This is a genomic window from uncultured Jannaschia sp. (genome assembly GCF_947494055.1).
Classification (GTDB): Bacteria; Pseudomonadota; Alphaproteobacteria; order Rhodobacterales; family Rhodobacteraceae; genus Jannaschia.
This window is the reverse complement of the sequence record NZ_CANLTR010000003.1, coordinates 69,780-83,272: the sequence shown is the minus strand read 5'-3', so window position 1 is coordinate 83,272 and position 13,493 is coordinate 69,780. Positions and strand designations below refer to the sequence as shown.

At 70.4% G+C, this 13,493-nt stretch carries 17 protein-coding genes and 2 tRNA genes; 10 read left to right on the top strand and 9 right to left on the bottom strand.

Annotated features, from left to right (window positions below; genetic code table 11):
• Positions 1-3 precede the first annotated feature (3 nt).
• Positions 4-549, top strand: a complete 546-nt coding sequence (locus Q1A87_RS03945; RefSeq protein ID WP_299647285.1) for a PqiC family protein — start codon at positions 4-6, stop codon at positions 547-549.
• Between the two features lie 82 nt (positions 550-631).
• Here Q1A87_RS03945 and Q1A87_RS03940 read toward each other — a convergent pair.
• The 4 genes from Q1A87_RS03940 to Q1A87_RS03925 all read right to left on the bottom strand — a co-directional run bounded on the left by Q1A87_RS03940 (position 632) and on the right by Q1A87_RS03925 (position 4,732).
• Positions 632-707 (bottom strand) — tRNA-Thr (locus Q1A87_RS03940).
• A gap of 52 nt (positions 708-759) precedes the next feature.
• The gene (locus Q1A87_RS03935; protein WP_299647283.1) at positions 760-2,328 is read right to left on the bottom strand and encodes a heme biosynthesis HemY N-terminal domain-containing protein; all 1,569 of its coding nucleotides are present in this window, start codon (positions 2,326-2,328) and stop codon (positions 760-762) included.
• Between the two features lie 9 nt (positions 2,329-2,337).
• On the bottom strand, positions 2,338-3,975 hold the full coding sequence (locus Q1A87_RS03930) for a mitofilin family membrane protein (RefSeq protein ID WP_299647281.1): 1,638 nt from the start codon (positions 3,973-3,975) through the stop codon (positions 2,338-2,340).
• 49 nt (positions 3,976-4,024) lie between these two features.
• Positions 4,025-4,732: a uroporphyrinogen-III synthase gene (locus Q1A87_RS03925; protein ID WP_299647279.1), complete on the bottom strand. Its 708-nt coding sequence runs from the start codon at positions 4,730-4,732 to the stop codon at positions 4,025-4,027.
• Positions 4,733-4,790: 58 nt separating this feature from the next.
• Between Q1A87_RS03925 and tsaD the strand changes: the two genes are divergently transcribed.
• From tsaD to pyrF, 5 genes are all read left to right on the top strand, one after another.
• Positions 4,791-5,870 (top strand): tRNA (adenosine(37)-N6)-threonylcarbamoyltransferase complex transferase subunit TsaD, encoded by a 1,080-nt coding sequence (gene tsaD / locus Q1A87_RS03920; protein ID WP_299647277.1) that lies wholly within the window; start codon positions 4,791-4,793, stop codon positions 5,868-5,870.
• Positions 5,867-6,817, top strand: coding sequence for an NAD(P)H-dependent glycerol-3-phosphate dehydrogenase (locus tag Q1A87_RS03915; RefSeq protein WP_299647275.1), 951 nt, complete (start codon positions 5,867-5,869; stop codon positions 6,815-6,817). Before tsaD ends, Q1A87_RS03915 begins: the two co-directional genes overlap by 4 nt.
• Positions 6,818-6,819: 2 nt before the next feature.
• Positions 6,820-7,095 (top strand): YciI family protein, encoded by a 276-nt coding sequence (locus tag Q1A87_RS03910; RefSeq protein ID WP_299647273.1) that lies wholly within the window; start codon positions 6,820-6,822, stop codon positions 7,093-7,095.
• A complete protein-coding gene (locus Q1A87_RS03905) occupies positions 7,092-7,517 on the top strand; it encodes an EVE domain-containing protein (protein WP_299647271.1) in 426 nt (141 codons plus the stop codon). Before Q1A87_RS03910 ends, Q1A87_RS03905 begins: the two co-directional genes overlap by 4 nt.
• 61 nt (positions 7,518-7,578) lie before the next feature.
• Positions 7,579-8,310, top strand: a complete 732-nt coding sequence (pyrF, locus tag Q1A87_RS03900) for an orotidine-5'-phosphate decarboxylase (protein ID WP_299647269.1) — start codon at positions 7,579-7,581, stop codon at positions 8,308-8,310.
• A 7-nt stretch (positions 8,311-8,317) separates the two neighbouring features.
• Here pyrF and Q1A87_RS03895 read toward each other — a convergent pair whose 3' ends face one another.
• The 4 genes from Q1A87_RS03895 to Q1A87_RS03880 form a co-directional block, all read right to left on the bottom strand.
• Positions 8,318-8,545: a hypothetical protein gene (locus tag Q1A87_RS03895; protein WP_299647267.1), complete on the bottom strand. Its 228-nt coding sequence runs from the start codon at positions 8,543-8,545 to the stop codon at positions 8,318-8,320.
• Between the two features lie 123 nt (positions 8,546-8,668).
• On the bottom strand, positions 8,669-8,923 hold the full coding sequence (locus tag Q1A87_RS03890; RefSeq protein ID WP_299647265.1) for a hypothetical protein: 255 nt from the start codon (positions 8,921-8,923) through the stop codon (positions 8,669-8,671).
• A gap of 99 nt (positions 8,924-9,022) precedes the next feature.
• Positions 9,023-9,220 (bottom strand): hypothetical protein, encoded by a 198-nt coding sequence (locus Q1A87_RS03885; RefSeq protein ID WP_299647263.1) that lies wholly within the window; start codon positions 9,218-9,220, stop codon positions 9,023-9,025.
• Positions 9,217-9,447 carry a hypothetical protein gene (locus tag Q1A87_RS03880; RefSeq protein WP_299647261.1) on the bottom strand — a complete coding sequence of 77 codons (231 nt, stop codon included), beginning with the start codon at positions 9,445-9,447 and terminating at the stop codon, positions 9,217-9,219. Before Q1A87_RS03880 ends, Q1A87_RS03885 begins: the two co-directional genes overlap by 4 nt.
• A 100-nt stretch (positions 9,448-9,547) precedes the next feature.
• On the opposite strand from Q1A87_RS03880, the gene Q1A87_RS03875 reads away from it, so the two are divergent.
• Entirely contained in the window at positions 9,548-10,801 is a 1,254-nt protein-coding gene (locus Q1A87_RS03875) for a DNA polymerase IV (RefSeq protein WP_299647259.1), read from the top strand.
• 1 nt (position 10,802) lies between these two features.
• Here Q1A87_RS03875 and Q1A87_RS03870 read toward each other — a convergent pair whose 3' ends face one another.
• Positions 10,803-11,660, bottom strand: a complete 858-nt coding sequence (locus Q1A87_RS03870; protein WP_299647258.1) for an N-formylglutamate amidohydrolase — start codon at positions 11,658-11,660, stop codon at positions 10,803-10,805.
• Positions 11,661-11,803: 143 nt separating this feature from the next.
• Here Q1A87_RS03870 and Q1A87_RS03865 point away from each other — a divergent pair.
• The 3 genes from Q1A87_RS03865 (at position 11,804) to Q1A87_RS03855 (ending at position 13,434) form a co-directional block, all read left to right on the top strand.
• Positions 11,804-11,878 (top strand) — tRNA-Val (locus Q1A87_RS03865).
• A 100-nt stretch (positions 11,879-11,978) separates the two neighbouring features.
• Positions 11,979-12,104 carry a type B 50S ribosomal protein L36 gene (ykgO, locus tag Q1A87_RS03860; RefSeq protein WP_068338904.1) on the top strand — a complete coding sequence of 42 codons (126 nt, stop codon included), beginning with the start codon at positions 11,979-11,981 and terminating at the stop codon, positions 12,102-12,104.
• A 145-nt stretch (positions 12,105-12,249) separates the two neighbouring features.
• Entirely contained in the window at positions 12,250-13,434 is a 1,185-nt protein-coding gene (locus Q1A87_RS03855) for an MFS transporter (RefSeq protein WP_299647250.1), read from the top strand.
• The last annotated feature ends 59 nt before the right edge of the window (positions 13,435-13,493 follow it).

Below are 13,493 nucleotides of genomic sequence, written 5' to 3'. Positions count from 1 at the left end.
CCCATGAGAGCATCCCTCGCCGCCCTCCTCCTCACCCTGACCGCCTGCGGCGAGACGCAATATTTCTCACCGCCGCCGGCCACGACCGAAACCCGCGTGAACGTCGCGGCGGCGTCGGTTCAGGTGAACGAGGTCTCGATACCGGAATACGCGATCAACCAGGAGATCCCGATCGAACAGCCCGACGGCAGCCTCGTCACCAACACCGACAGGCTCTGGGCGGACCTGCCCGACCGCGCGTTGCAGGGGGCGCTGGCGCGGCATCTGAACACGATCACCGATGCCCGCGTGGCGGTCGAGCCCTGGCCGCTCTCGGGCTTTCCGGAGGCGGAGGTCTCCGTCTTCGTCGAGGACATGATCGTGCAGTCCACCGGTACCCTCCGCTTCACCGGAACCTACGCCGTGCGGTCGGAGACGGAGGGGCGCGACCGGGTGGGGAACTTCGGCATCACAATCCCGGTCGCCGACCCTGAAAGCTATCCCGCAATAATCGCCGCCCACGAAGCGGCCTGGCTGCAACTCGCGCTCGTCGTCGCGGGTGATCTCTGACCGTGTGACGCTCCCCGCGATCGCCTCACGAGAAAGGCCCGCATCCGGAGATGCGGGCTTTTTCTTTCGGGTCTGATCCGACTGGTGCCGCTGAAGGGACTCGAACCCCCGACCCCATCATTACGAATGACGTGCTCTACCAGCTGAGCTACAGCGGCACCGTGGCGGCGTCCTAGCAGGGGTCCGAAGCCGTTTCCAGCCCCGAATTTCCTACATTCGCGACGTTCCCGCGGTGGTCGGAGCCTCGTCCTGCGGCGCTGGCGGAGAGGATCCGGCCGGCAACGTCTCGATCGGGTCGGCCTCACGCCGGGTAGCGTCCGTGTCGGCGGGGTGCTCGTCGTTCTGCTTCTGCGGCTCGGGGGCGGGCGCGGCGGTCTCCGCGTCAGATATCCCGGCCGTGGACGGGCCGATCAGCAGCGGCAGCATCTCAGAGGACAGCGTGGCGGTTCCGGACCCGCCGGACTCGACCTCGCGCCATTCGAGGCTGTCGAACGCCTCGCAATGCGTACAGACCGGCAGCCAGTCGGCATGGACCGTGCCGCAATTGTCGCAAACCCATTGCGGCCCGCGCGACGCGGTGAGCGCCTTGGCCAGCCAGCCGCGCACCACGGCCTCGGACGCGCCCTCGCCCCGCTCGATCGCCGCCATCAGCGACAGCGAGCGCGTCGTCGGATGCGTCTCCCAGGTCTTGCCCAAGGCCCGGCGCGCACCGGGGAAGTCCTCGGCCGCAAGGTGCAATTCGGCATCCAGCATCCGTGTCTCGGGCGCGTCCGGCGCGACCTTCAGGAACGGCTGGAACCGCTTGATCCGCGCCGCCGGGGTCTCGGCCGGATCGATATCGGCGAAGGCCGCGGCGAGGTCGGGATGCGGCGTCCTCGCCCGCGCGACCCTGAGGACCTTGGACGCCCGGCGCAGTTCGCCTGCCTCGATATGCGCCCGCGCCGCGAGGACGGCGGCGGGCACGAGCTCGGGCGACAGACGGTTCGCCTCGAGGATTTCGGCATGCGCCTTTCCGGTATCGCCGCGGGCGAGCTGATCGCGGGCATCGGCGAGGCTCAGCACCGCCTCGCGCCGCTTGTAGACGTCCTTCGGGAGCGTGCCGGCCTTGAGCTTGGCGGTGAGCACCCGCCGCGCCCCGTCCCAGTTCTCGTCGCGGGCCTGCAGCCGGAGAAGCGTGTCCTGCGTCTCCACGTGGCGCGGCTTCAGCGCGAAGGCCTTCTCGGCCAGCTTCATCGCCGTCTCCGTGTCGCCCTCCTCGAGCTTCTGCCGCATCAGGCCGCGCACCCCGACGAAGCGGGTGCGGTCATGCGCGAGAAGCTCCTTCCACGCATCGCGCGCCCGCGCCGTCTCCCCGGCCGCCTCCGACGCCTGCGCGACCAGCAGGGTCGTCACTTCGGGCCGCTGCAGGTACCGTTCCGCCTTCTGCGCCTTGGCCGCGGCCTCGCGCGCCTCGCCGGAGGCCAGCGCGATCAGGCTGTCGGACAGCGCGTCGTAGCCCTTCCGTTCCCGGTTGCGATCGAAATACGCCCCCAGCGCGGTGTCGTCGCCATTGATGAAGCGCAGCGCCGCGATTAGCAGTCCCGCCAGCTTGAACAGCACCCAGAGCGCGAGCATCAACGCCAGCGCGCAGATCACCACCATCAGGGGCGGCAGGACGTATTCCTGGCCGTTGAAGGTCACGAGCACCTCGCCCGAGACCGACAGGAGCCATTGCACGCCGAAGGCCAGCGCTACGATGAGCGCCACGAAGAGCAGGATCTTGAACAGCGACCAGAGCATCGAGAATCCTCACCCGTCCTTCAGAAATTCATCCGCGGCCGCGACGGCCTCGGCCCGTGTTCGCGCACGTTCGGTCCAGTCCGCCAGCACCGTCTGGGCATCTTCGGGCAGCGCGGCGATCTCGTCCAGCGCGGCCTCCAGATCGCCCGCGTCGACCGCGGCGTCCGCGCGGCTCAGCACCGCGTCCGGGTCGTCGCCCTCCCGCGGTTCGAGGGACCGCGCGTTGAACGCGTTCCGGAACAGCGAGGCGACGCCCGGCTCCGTCTCCGCGGTCCGCGCCGCGCGCAAAGCCTCGCGCGCAAGCGGTGCGAAGTCGGCGCGAAGCTCGCCCAGCGTGTCCACGCCGCGGTCGGCCGCGTTGAACAGCGCCCAGGGCGCGGGGCCGAGCACGCCGAGCGGTTCGGCAAAGGGCGCGCCGGACTCGAGCGCGATCGCGACCTGATTGCGTGCCGCCTCGCGAGCCTGCGCCTCGGCAACCGCTTCCACGTCGTCGGCCCGCGCCGAAACCTCCGACAACTGGCTCTCCACGCTGTCGAGTCGCGGGCCGAGGTCGTCCCGAAGCGTCTCGAACTCGCCGGATACCGTGTCGAACTGGCCCGAAAGGGACTCGACCTCGTCGGAGAGCGACCCGACCTGCCCGGACAGCGCATCGACGTCGCCGGCCAGCGCGTCGACCCGCCCAGTCAGGTCCGTACGGAGCGACTCGATATCGGATCCCATCGTCTCCACCTGCGTGCGCAGGTCTTGCGTCGCATCTGCCACCGCGGACCGCCCCTCGAGCGCGCCGACCTGCGACTCGATCGCGTCGAGGCGGTCGTTCAGCTCGGCCTGCGCGCCCCGGATCGCCTCCAGATCGGATTCGTCGATCGCGGCGGTCGAGGCCGGGCGGGCCGACAACTCGGCGACGTCCGCCTCCACCGCGGCAATGCGGCTGTCGTCGATGGCCGGGTTCCCGACCTCGGTCGGCGTATCGTCCTGTATCAGGAAGGTCGGCACGGCATAGCCGATCGCCCCGGCGACGAGGCCGCCCAGAACCAGCGGCAGAAAGCCCGGTCCGCGCTTCTCCAGAATCTGCGGTTGCGGCGCGGGGGCGATGGCGGTCCCGCCGTTCCCCCCGTCCGCATCCGAGCGCGTGTCCGCCCCCGCGACCGGATCGGACGCGTCGTCCTGCGACCCCGGGGCCCCGGTTACCTGATCGCGATCCACCCGCGGCGTGCTGGCCGTCTCCGCCGAGGCCTCGGGGTCAGGTTCGTCAACGGACGATTCCTCGGAATCGGGCGAGTCCACCCCCGCAGCGGTCTCGCCGATATCGGCGGACGTTTCGCTCGGAGGTTCGGTCACGTCGTCCGTCTTCGCCGCGGAAGCCTTCGTTCCGGACGACCGGCCCACCCTTGGAACGGCTATGTCGGGGCCGGCGGCGTCCGACGTCTCGGCATCCTGATCGACGGCAGAAGTGCCGGCGGCCTGCTCGACGGTCGATGTTTCGGCGTCTTGCTCGACGTCCGAAGTCTCCAGGCTCTGCTCGGCCTCGCGGTCCGGGCCGGCTGCGTCGTCCTGCGAAGGCATCGTGAAATCGGTATGCGCCGGGGTGTCGAGGGCGTGATCGGTTTCCGTCTTCGCAGGCGGTTTCTTCGTGCTTCGCGCCAAGACGTCCCCTCCGGCAATGCCGGGACGGTCCCGGTCTATCCGCCTACACCTAGACCGAGCGTCCGCGCCCCTCAACAGGCGAAGCCCGCAAATTCGCGAGGATCGCGCGGAGCATGGCCGGACCGTCCGGCGTCGCGGCCACCGCAAGCGGCGGAACGGGGGATTCGGCGGCGACTGCATCGCTCAAGGCGACGACCCGCAGATGGCCCGTCAGAACGGCTGGACATTCCGTCCGCAGACGCGCGGCCGTCCGGGGCGAATAGAGCGGCACCAGCACCGGCCCTTCCACCAGCAACGCCCGCGCTGCCGGCGTCAGGGGCCGCGCCTCCTGATCGTAGAGGACCGCGTCGGTCGCCGGAATGCCCCGCGCCCGGAGCGCGCCGGCCAGATCGCCCCGCTGCACCGTACCGCGCAGATGCATGAGCGGCGGCGCGTCGGGTGGCACGAGGGACGCCAGCGCTGTCGCGTCCGGTGCCACGCCCCGGACGTCGAACCCCGCCGCCCGCGCCGCCGACGCCGTGCCCGGCCCGACCACCCATGCCGGCAGACCCGGCCGCCCGTTGAGCGTCGTCCAGGCCCGGGCCGCGTTGGCCGAGGTCAGCAAGGCGCCCCCCGGCACGTCCGGCAAGCGGTCGCCCGGGACGATCTCGATCAGCGGCGCGATCAAGATGCGTCCTGCCCCCGCCGCCCGGAGCGTCTCCGCCAGCGCCTCGGACTGCGCCAGCGGGCGGGTCAGGAGGATCGGCATCGCCTGCATTGTTCCCTCCATCGGGCCACGCTAGGGAACGGGGCGCGACACTGGACGCGGGCGGGACATGACACAAGAGGTGACGGTTCTGGGGCTCGAGAGCTCCTGCGACGACACCGCCGCGGCCGTGGTTCGGCGCGATGCGGGCGGGCGCGGCGCGATCCTGTCGAACGTCGTGCTGGGCCAGGACGACCTGCATGCAGGCTTCGGCGGCGTCGTGCCCGAACTCGCGGCCCGCGCCCATGCCGAGAAGATCGACCTCGCCGTGGAGCGGGCGCTGGCCGCGGCGGGTCTGGGCCTCGTGGATTGCGACGCCATCGCGGTCACGGCCGGGCCAGGCCTGATCGGCGGCGTGCTGGCGGGGGTGATGTGCGCCAAGGGATTGTCCGCGGCGACGGGCCTGCCGCTTCTGGGGGTCAACCATCTGGCCGGGCACGCGCTGACGCCGCGGCTGACGGACGGGCTGGCCTTTCCCTATCTCATGCTCCTCGTCTCCGGCGGCCATTGCCAGTTCCTCCGTGTCGAGGGGCCGGATGCCTTCGCCCGGCTCGGCGGGACCATCGACGACGCGCCGGGGGAGGCGTTCGACAAGGTCGCGCGCCTTCTGGCCCTGCCGCAACCGGGCGGCCCGTCGGTCGAGGCCTGCGCCGCCGGGGGAAGCGCGACGGTGCCGCTGCCGCGACCGCTTCTCGACCGTCCGGGCTGCGACCTGTCGTTCTCGGGCCTAAAGACCGCCGTCCTGCGCGCGCGCGACGCGGCGGTAGCGGCGCATGGCGGGCTGCCGCGGGAGATGCGCGCCGATCTCTGCGCCAGTTTCCAGACGGCGGTCGCCGAGGTCCTCGCCGAGAAGTCCCGCCGGGCGCTCGCCCTCTCGGACGTGACTACCTTCGCCGTCGCCGGCGGGGTCGCGGCGAACCGGTCCCTGCGCGCCGCGCTCGAAGACGTCGCGGAGGCGGCAGGCCTGCCCTTCGTCGCGCCGCCCCTCGCGCTCTGCACGGACAACGCCGCGATGATCGCCTGGGCCGGGATCGAGCGGTTCGACGCGGGGGACTTCGACGATCTGACCCTGGCCGCGCGTCCGCGCTGGCCGCTCGACCGGGCGGCGGCGCCCATGCTCGGCTCCGGCAAGCGCGGGGCCAAGGCGTGATCGGCGTCGCCGGGGCCGGGGCCTTCGGCACCGCGCTCGCCGTGACGCTGGCGCGCGCCGGTCGGGATGTCCGCCTCTGGGGCCGTGACGCCGCCGTGATGGCGGCGGCCGACCGGACGCGCCACCTGCCTCGACTGCCGGACGTGACCTTGCCCGAAGCGGTGCGTCCGACCGGCGCCGCGGATGACCTCGCCGCTTGCGAGACGCTGATCCTCGCGATCCCGATGCAGCGGCTGGCCGAGGCGCTCGGGGATCTCACCTCTGCTCCGCGCCACGCCGTTGCCGCCTGCAAGGGGGTGGACCTCGCCCGCCTGCGCGGGCCGACCGCGATCCTGCGCGAGGCCTGGCCCGGCACCGTGCCGGCCATCCTCTCGGGCCCGAGCTTCGCCGCCGACATCGCCCGGGGCCTGCCGACCGCGCTGTCGCTGGGCTGCGGGGACCCCGACGCGGGCCGAGCCCTGCAGGCGAGGCTCTCGACGCCCACTCTGCGGCTTTATTGCACGACCGACGTGACGGGCGTGGAACTCGGCGGGGCGCTCAAGAACGTGGTGGCCATCGCCTGCGGCGCGGCGATCGGGGCGGGTCTCGGCGAATCGGCGCGCGCGGCGCTGATGACGCGAGGCATGGCGGAGATCATGCGGCTGGCGGAGGCGATGGGCGCGCGGCGGGAAACACTGATGGGCCTTTCCGGGCTGGGTGACCTCGCACTCACCTGTGCCTCGCCGGCCTCGCGGAACTTCGCGCTCGGTCTCGCCCTCGGACGCGGCGAAGCGGCACCCGAGGCCACGACGGAGGGCACGGCGACGGCGACCGCCGCGCTCGGCCTCGCGCGCCCGCGCGGCATCGACCTGCCGGTGACGCGGGCGGTGGACGACCTTGTGGCCGCGCGGACAAATGTCGAGGATGCGATACGAACCCTGCTCGACCGCGATCTGAAGGACGAATGACCATGCTCCACGCCCTCATCTCCACCGACAAGCCCGGCCATCTGGAGGTCCGCAAGGCGAACCGGGACGCGCATCTGGCCTACCTGAAGGCCGATCCCCACGTCGTGCAGGCCGGACCGTTCGTGAATGCGGCGGGCGAGATGTCGGGCTCACTGATCATCTTCGACACCGAGGATCGCGCCCATGTCGAAACCTTCGCAGAGGGCGACCCCTACGCGAAGGCCGGGCTTTTCGAGGACGTCCGCATCGAAACCTGGAACCGGGTGATCAGTGGATGAGATACTGGCTCTTCAAGTCGGAGCCTTCGGTCTGGTCCTGGGACGATCAGGTCGCACGCGGCGATGCGGGCGAGGAATGGGACGGCGTGCGGAACTACCAGGCGCGCAACTTCATGCGGGAGATGGCGGTGGGCGACCGCGGATTCTTCTATCACAGCCAGGCTGCGCGTGCGGTCGTGGGCGTGGTCGAGGTCTGCGCCACGGCCCACCCCGACAGCACGACCGAGGACGACCGCTGGGAATGCGTCGACATCCGCGCGGTGGCCCCGCTTTCGCGGCCGGTCACGCTGGCCGATATCAAGGCGGAGCCCGCGCTCGCGGAGATGGCGCTCGTGAAGAATAGCCGGCTTTCGGTGCAACCCGTCACGCCCGAGGAATGGCACCGCGTCTGCGCGATGGGCGGGATCGACCCCGACACGTAAGGGTCGCTCTGGACAGGCACGTCCGCCTCCCCTACCCGGCCGTGACCCTGCGGAGGCCCCGATGACCGATCCGACCACAACTCGCGCAGACGACCGCCTGATCGTCGCGCTCGACGTGCCCAACGCGCTCGCGGGGCTGGATCTGGCCGCGCGGCTCGGCGACGCGGTGTCGTTCTACAAGATCGGGCTCGGCATGCTGACCGGCGGCGGGCTGGCGCTCGCGAACGAACTCAAGTCCGAGCACGGCAAACGCATCTTCCTCGACATGAAGCTTTTCGACATCGGCGCGACGGTCGAGGCGGCGGTGCGGGGGCTCGCCCAGTTCGAGCTAGACTTCCTGACCGTGCATGGCGACCCGCATGTCGTCGACGCCGCCGCGCAGGCGAAGGGCGACACGAAGATCCTCGCCGTCACCATCCTGACCTCGCTCGACCGGGCCGATCTCGACGCCGCGCTGATCGCGCCGGGCGACGTGCCCGAACTCGTCGTTGAGCGCGCCCGTCGTGCGCTCGCGGCCGGGGCGGACGGCGTGATCGCCTCGCCGCAGGAAGCGGCGGCAATACGCGCGCTGCCGGAGGCGACGGGCAAGCTCATCGTTACGCCGGGCGTGCGGCCCGCGGGCGCGGCACTCGGCGATCAGAAGCGCGTGGCGACACCGGCCGAAGCGATCCGTGCGGGTGCCGATCACGTCGTCGTCGGTCGTCCGGTCTGGACCGCGCCCGACCCGGCCGCTGCTGCGCAGGCGATCTTGCGGGAATTACGATCCCCGCAAGCGACCCACCCCAACGCCTGACACGCGATCAGTTCTCCGGCGCGACCGGATCGCCGCCCGCATCGAGCCCGTCGGGAGACGGCGTGACGATGCCGTCGGCGCTATCGGTCGCCGGCCCCTCGTCGGTCTGGTAATAGAGGTTCGGCAGGACGAAGAGCACGAGCGCGCCCCCGACGATGATCGCGACGATCAGGCCGATATAGTAGTTCTTCTTCGACTTCTCCGGCACGGGCGCGTCGTCGGGTTCCCTGACCATGTTCATCTCTCCTGGATATGACGGAGGTGAAACGGCGCCCGGGCTCCGCCTGTTCCATCGGACCGAAACCCGCCACACCAAACCGACGTCCAGCAGGGACGCCGGTTCGGTGCAACGTGTACATCAGTTGCCGGTGCCCTCGACGGTCCCGCCTTCGAGCGGGGCGACATCGCCCGCCGGCGCGTCCACGGCAGGTGCGCCGCCCTCGACGGCGGGATCCTCGACGGTGTCGGTTCCGGCGAAGACGAAGAAGTACAAGAGCGCCAGTACGACGACGGCGCCGATAATGATCCAGAGCGTGTTGTTGCTTCGGCCCTTCGTCGTCGGGGTGGTGGTGTTCGTCCGGGTCGTGGTGCCGGTACGGTTCGGGTCAGCCATCTTTGTCTCTCCCTCGAGATCGTTGGACGCATCGGTTAACAAGGAGCGGTCTTGCCCGTCCGGGCAAGCGCGGTGCAGTATTCGGTCGGTTCTCGGCTCTTAATTGCCGAGCGTTCCCTCCGCGTCGTTGCTGTCGATCACCCGGGCATCGGCGCCGTCGGGCGAAAGCTCCGGCGCGTCAGAGGCGAAGATGAGCGCGGAGAGCACGACCAGAACGGCGATTGTTGCGAGGACGACCAGCACGATCGTACCACGGCTCCGGCCTGAGCCCTTGATCCGGGTCCGGTCCTCGCTCATCCCGAAGCCACGCCCGGATCGGCGCCCATCGACAACAGGTACACGACGAGAAGGAGGCCCACCACCGCGGCGACCGCGATCCAGAGCCAGTTCCGGCTCTTGCGGTCGGTCGGCGTCTCGACGGCGGAATGGGTGGAGCCCGCGGGCGGCGCGGTGGTCCCGGCAGGACGAGTGCCGGTCGCGGGGGCGTCCGGGCGCGGCGTCGTCTTCGGATCGGTCTCGGCCATGTGCCCTCCCGGGTCGCACGGTTTCTGTCGGCGTCGTGTTCCAACCCGGGCGACACGAATCCGGTTCCCCCGCCCGTGCCGCGCCCTGTAGACTGCTCCCATGCCCGCGATGTGCCGCCAGTGCCTGACCGCCTTCGAGGCGGGGACCCGTTGCCCGTCCTGCCGGTCGCCGCGCGTCACCTCGCATCCGGAGCTCTTCGACCTCGCCATCGCGCATATGGATTGCGACGCCTTCTACGCCAGCGTGGAGAAGCGCGACCGGCCGGAGCTCGCCGACAAGCCGGTCATCATCGGCGGCGGACGGCGCGGCGTCGTCTCCACCTGTTGCTACGTGGCGCGCATCCGCGGGGTGCGTTCGGCCATGCCGATGTTCAAGGCGCTCGAGCTCTGCCCCGACGCGGTCATCATCAAGGGGCGGATGGACCTCTACGTGGAGGTGTCGCGGCAGGTCCGCGCGATGATGGAGGACCTGACCCCCGCCATCGAGCCGCTGTCCCTCGACGAGGCGTTCCTCGACCTGACCGGCACCGCGCGTCTGCACGGCGCGCCGCCCGCACTGATGCTCGCGCGCCTGACCAAGCGGATGCGCGACGAGATCGGCATCACCGGCTCCATCGGGCTCAGCCACAACAAGTTCCTCGCCAAGATCGCGTCCGACCTCGACAAGCCCCGGGGCTTTTCGGTGATCGGGCGGGCGGAGACCGCGGCGTTCCTCGCGCCAAAGAAGGTGGGCATCATCCACGGGATCGGCCTCGTCGGGGAGGAATCGCTCCGCCGCGCCGGGATCGAGACCATCGCCGACCTGCGGCGGTGGGACCGGCGCGACCTCGCCCGACGCTTCGGCGCGATGGGCGACCGGCTCTGGCATCTCGCCCGGGGGGAGGACCACCGGGGCGTTCGCGCCAACCGGCCCGTCAAGTCGATCTCCAAGGAGACGACCTTCCGCGAGGACACGGCCGACCGCGACATTCTCGACGGCCATCTCTGGCGCCTGTCGGAGCAGGTCTCCGCCCGCGCCAAGGCGAAGGGCAGCGCCGGGCGGGTCGTGACGCTCAAGCTCAAGCACGCCGACTTCGCCACCGTGACCCGCCGCCGCGTCCTGTCCGAGCCGACCCAGATGGCCGACCGTATCTACCGCGAGGCGCGAGCGCTGTTCGACGCCCTGGGGCAGACGGGCCCGGCACGACTCATCGGCGTTGGGCTGTCGGACATCGTGGCGGCGGATCTGGCGGATCGCGCGGGCGATCTCCTCGACCCGGACGCGCTGCGCCGCGCCGGGGCCGAACGCGCCGCCGACGCGATTCGCGCCCGGTTCGGAGACGCCGCGATCGTGAAGGGCCGCGCGCTTCGCTGACCTATTCGGCCGCCATGTCGCGCAGTCCGGTCACCTCGGCGCAGATCCGCGCCACGGCCTCGGTCAGAAGCCGCTGCATCTCGTCGAAGGACTGCGACGGCCGGACCCGCACCTCGTCGAGATAGAGCGCCCGGTCGATCTCGATCTGGATGGCGTGACGGTCGTCGCCCGGGCGTCCGTAGGTCTGCGCGATATAGGCGCCGGCGAAGGGCGTGTTGCGCGCGACGCGGAAGCCGAGCTCGACGAACACGCTCTCGACCCGGTCCATCAGATCGGGGGCGGCGGAGGCGCCGAACCGGTCGCCCAGCACGATCTGCGGGGTCGCACCCTCCGAACCCGTCCCCTCGATCGCCTCGTGGGGCATGGAATGCACATCCAGGAGAATCGCCTGCCCGAACCGGCGATGCGCGGCCTCCATCAGCTGCGCGAGTTGCGCGTGATAGGGCCGCCAGACACGGTCGATCCGCTGCCGCGCTTCCCGGTGGCTGATCTTGCCCTCGTAGATCGCGCGGCCCTGCGCCACGACGCGGGGGATCACGCCGAGCCCGGAGCTGATCCGCGGGTTGGTCTGCCCGCGCGGCAGGTCGCGGATCACCGCGGGGTCGAGTTCCTCGGACGCGCGGTTCAGGTCGAGGAAAGCCCGCGGCATCGCCGCCGCCAGAAGCGGGACGCCGAGCGCCGGCACCCGTTCGAGCAGGACGTCGATATAGGCGTCCTCCGAGGAGCGGATGCGGTCGGCATCGAGCACGGTCGCGGTCAGGAAATCCCAGTCGTATTCGCGCCCCGAATGCGGGCTCGACACGATAAGGGGCGCGGTCGTGATGGCCGGCTCCGAAAGGCGGAAGGTCTTGCGCAGCATGGAAACCGAGCCTCCTTGTATCATCCTGATAAGGTAGTCGCGAAACACGAGAAAGCCCCCTTGCACGGCAAGATGAAAGACTCTATCCACCGCCCACCTGAACGCCGGGGGGTCGGATTGTCCCGAACCCTCGACGCGACGGAGGGCGATTAGCTCAGCGGTAGAGCACTTCGTTGACATCGAAGGGGTCACTGGTTCGATCCCAGTATCGCCCACCACGCTATCCTGCGGGACCGCCCGTATTCATGGCCCCAATATCCGGGGCACGAGAGAAACCCCGAGGCGTCCTAGCGCGCCGAGACGAAGGAGAGCCGACCCATGAAGGTTCGCAATTCCCTCCGGTCGCTGAAGAACCGCCATCGCGATTGCCGCGTGGTGCGCCGCAAGGGCCGGGTTTACGTGATCAACAAGACGCAGCGGAAGTTCAAGGCGCGCCAGGGCTGACGCCAGGATCAACGTCTTGAGAGGGGCCGTCCTTCGGGATCGGTCCCTTTTTGCTGCGTGCGTTCCCATCCGATCGCCGGCGCGTGTCGCGGGACCGACCAGGATGTTGCGGGAACGCGTCCGGGGTCCGCGCCGTTCCTGACAGATGCGACGCAATCCGCCGCTCTGGACCCTGCCGGCCGCCGGCTTCGCCGCGACGGCAATGACCTATGGTCCGGCCCGAATGGGATTCGGCCTGTTCCTCACGGATTTTCGCGCGACCTTCTCCTTTTCGACGGAGATGGCGGGGCTCGTCTCCGGCCTCGGCTTCTTCGGCTTTCTTCTCGGCCTTTTCGGCACCTGCGCAATGACCGCGCGTTACGGACCGCGGTCTCCTGTCCTCCTCGGCCTCGCCGCCGCAATCCTCGGCATGGGCCTGATCGCCGCGGCCCCGAACCTGCCGATCCTCGCCACGGGCGTCTTCTTCGCGATGTCGAGCCCCGGCTTCACCTGGGCGCCGTTCAACGACGCGGTGCATCGAAGAATCGAGGACGAGGCACGGCCGCGCGCGCTCTCTGTCATCAGCACCGGCACCAGTCTCGGGATCGCGGCGGCAGGTGTCACCGCACTCGGCCTGAGCGCGGCTGGCCTGTCGTGGCGTGTTGCCTGGGTGGGCTTCGCCGTCGCAGCCGCGCTCGTACTCGCCGCGAATCGGATCGCCTTGCAGGACGGGACCGCCCGCGCCGGCGACGAGGCGGCCTGGCACTGGTCGATCCTTATGAAGCGGTCGGCGCTCCCGCTCTACGGCGTCGCGCTTTCCTTCGGGACAACCTCGGCGATCTTCATCTCCTTCGCCGCCGAGCGGATTGCGCAGGCGGGAGGCCTGCCCGGACTGCCCGCCAACGCCGCGGCTGCCATCGTGTTCATCTTCTACGGACTTGCAGGGCTTCTGGGTCTCGCCACCGGACGAGCCCGGTCGAGACTGGGCCTCGGGCCGCTGCTCGGCCTGCTGATGCTGGCCTCGGCGCTCTCGCTCGCCTTCGTCGGCCTGACACCGACATCCTGGATCGGTGTCGGGCTCGCGGCCGCGCTGCAGGGAATCTTCGTGATGATGATGAGCGCGACGCTGGCGTTCTGGTCGGAACGCCTGTTCCCGGAACGGCCGGCACCCGGCTTCACCGCCGTGCTCCTGTTCGTCGCCCTGGGCGGTGTCCTCGGACCGGTGGCGGCGGGATTCGCCGCGGCCGCTTTCGGTCTCGGGCCGATGTTCGTATGGACCGCCGCGATCCCGGGGATCACGGCGGTTTTCGTCCGGTCGCACCGCCTGAGCGAACGGGCGGGCGCGACCTGACGCATCCCACCCTGCCCTTTCGGTCAGGCCCGCGACGTCAGGACTGCCGCGGGGCCAAG

Coding starts and splice junctions, on each gene's coding strand:
- Q1A87_RS03945 (WP_299647285.1), top strand. CDS start 4: ATGAGAGCATCCCTCGCCGCCCTCCTCCTCACCCTGACCGCCTGCGGC.
- Q1A87_RS03935 (WP_299647283.1), bottom strand. CDS start 2,328: ATGCTCTGGTCGCTGTTCAAGATCCTGCTCTTCGTGGCGCTCATCGTA.
- Q1A87_RS03925 (WP_299647279.1), bottom strand. CDS start 4,732: ATGCAGGCGATGCCGATCCTCCTGACCCGCCCGCTGGCGCAGTCCGAG.
- tsaD (WP_299647277.1), top strand. CDS start 4,791: ATGACACAAGAGGTGACGGTTCTGGGGCTCGAGAGCTCCTGCGACGAC.
- Q1A87_RS03910 (WP_299647273.1), top strand. CDS start 6,820: ATGCTCCACGCCCTCATCTCCACCGACAAGCCCGGCCATCTGGAGGTC.
- Q1A87_RS03905 (WP_299647271.1), top strand. CDS start 7,092: ATGAGATACTGGCTCTTCAAGTCGGAGCCTTCGGTCTGGTCCTGGGAC.
- pyrF (WP_299647269.1), top strand. CDS start 7,579: ATGACCGATCCGACCACAACTCGCGCAGACGACCGCCTGATCGTCGCG.
- Q1A87_RS03895 (WP_299647267.1), bottom strand. CDS start 8,545: ATGGTCAGGGAACCCGACGACGCGCCCGTGCCGGAGAAGTCGAAGAAG.
- Q1A87_RS03890 (WP_299647265.1), bottom strand. CDS start 8,923: ATGGCTGACCCGAACCGTACCGGCACCACGACCCGGACGAACACCACC.
- Q1A87_RS03885 (WP_299647263.1), bottom strand. CDS start 9,220: ATGAGCGAGGACCGGACCCGGATCAAGGGCTCAGGCCGGAGCCGTGGT.
- Q1A87_RS03880 (WP_299647261.1), bottom strand. CDS start 9,447: ATGGCCGAGACCGATCCGAAGACGACGCCGCGCCCGGACGCCCCCGCG.
- Q1A87_RS03875 (WP_299647259.1), top strand. CDS start 9,548: ATGCCCGCGATGTGCCGCCAGTGCCTGACCGCCTTCGAGGCGGGGACC.
- Q1A87_RS03870 (WP_299647258.1), bottom strand. CDS start 11,660: ATGCTGCGCAAGACCTTCCGCCTTTCGGAGCCGGCCATCACGACCGCG.
- ykgO (WP_068338904.1), top strand. CDS start 11,979: ATGAAGGTTCGCAATTCCCTCCGGTCGCTGAAGAACCGCCATCGCGAT.
- Q1A87_RS03855 (WP_299647250.1), top strand. CDS start 12,250: ATGCGACGCAATCCGCCGCTCTGGACCCTGCCGGCCGCCGGCTTCGCC.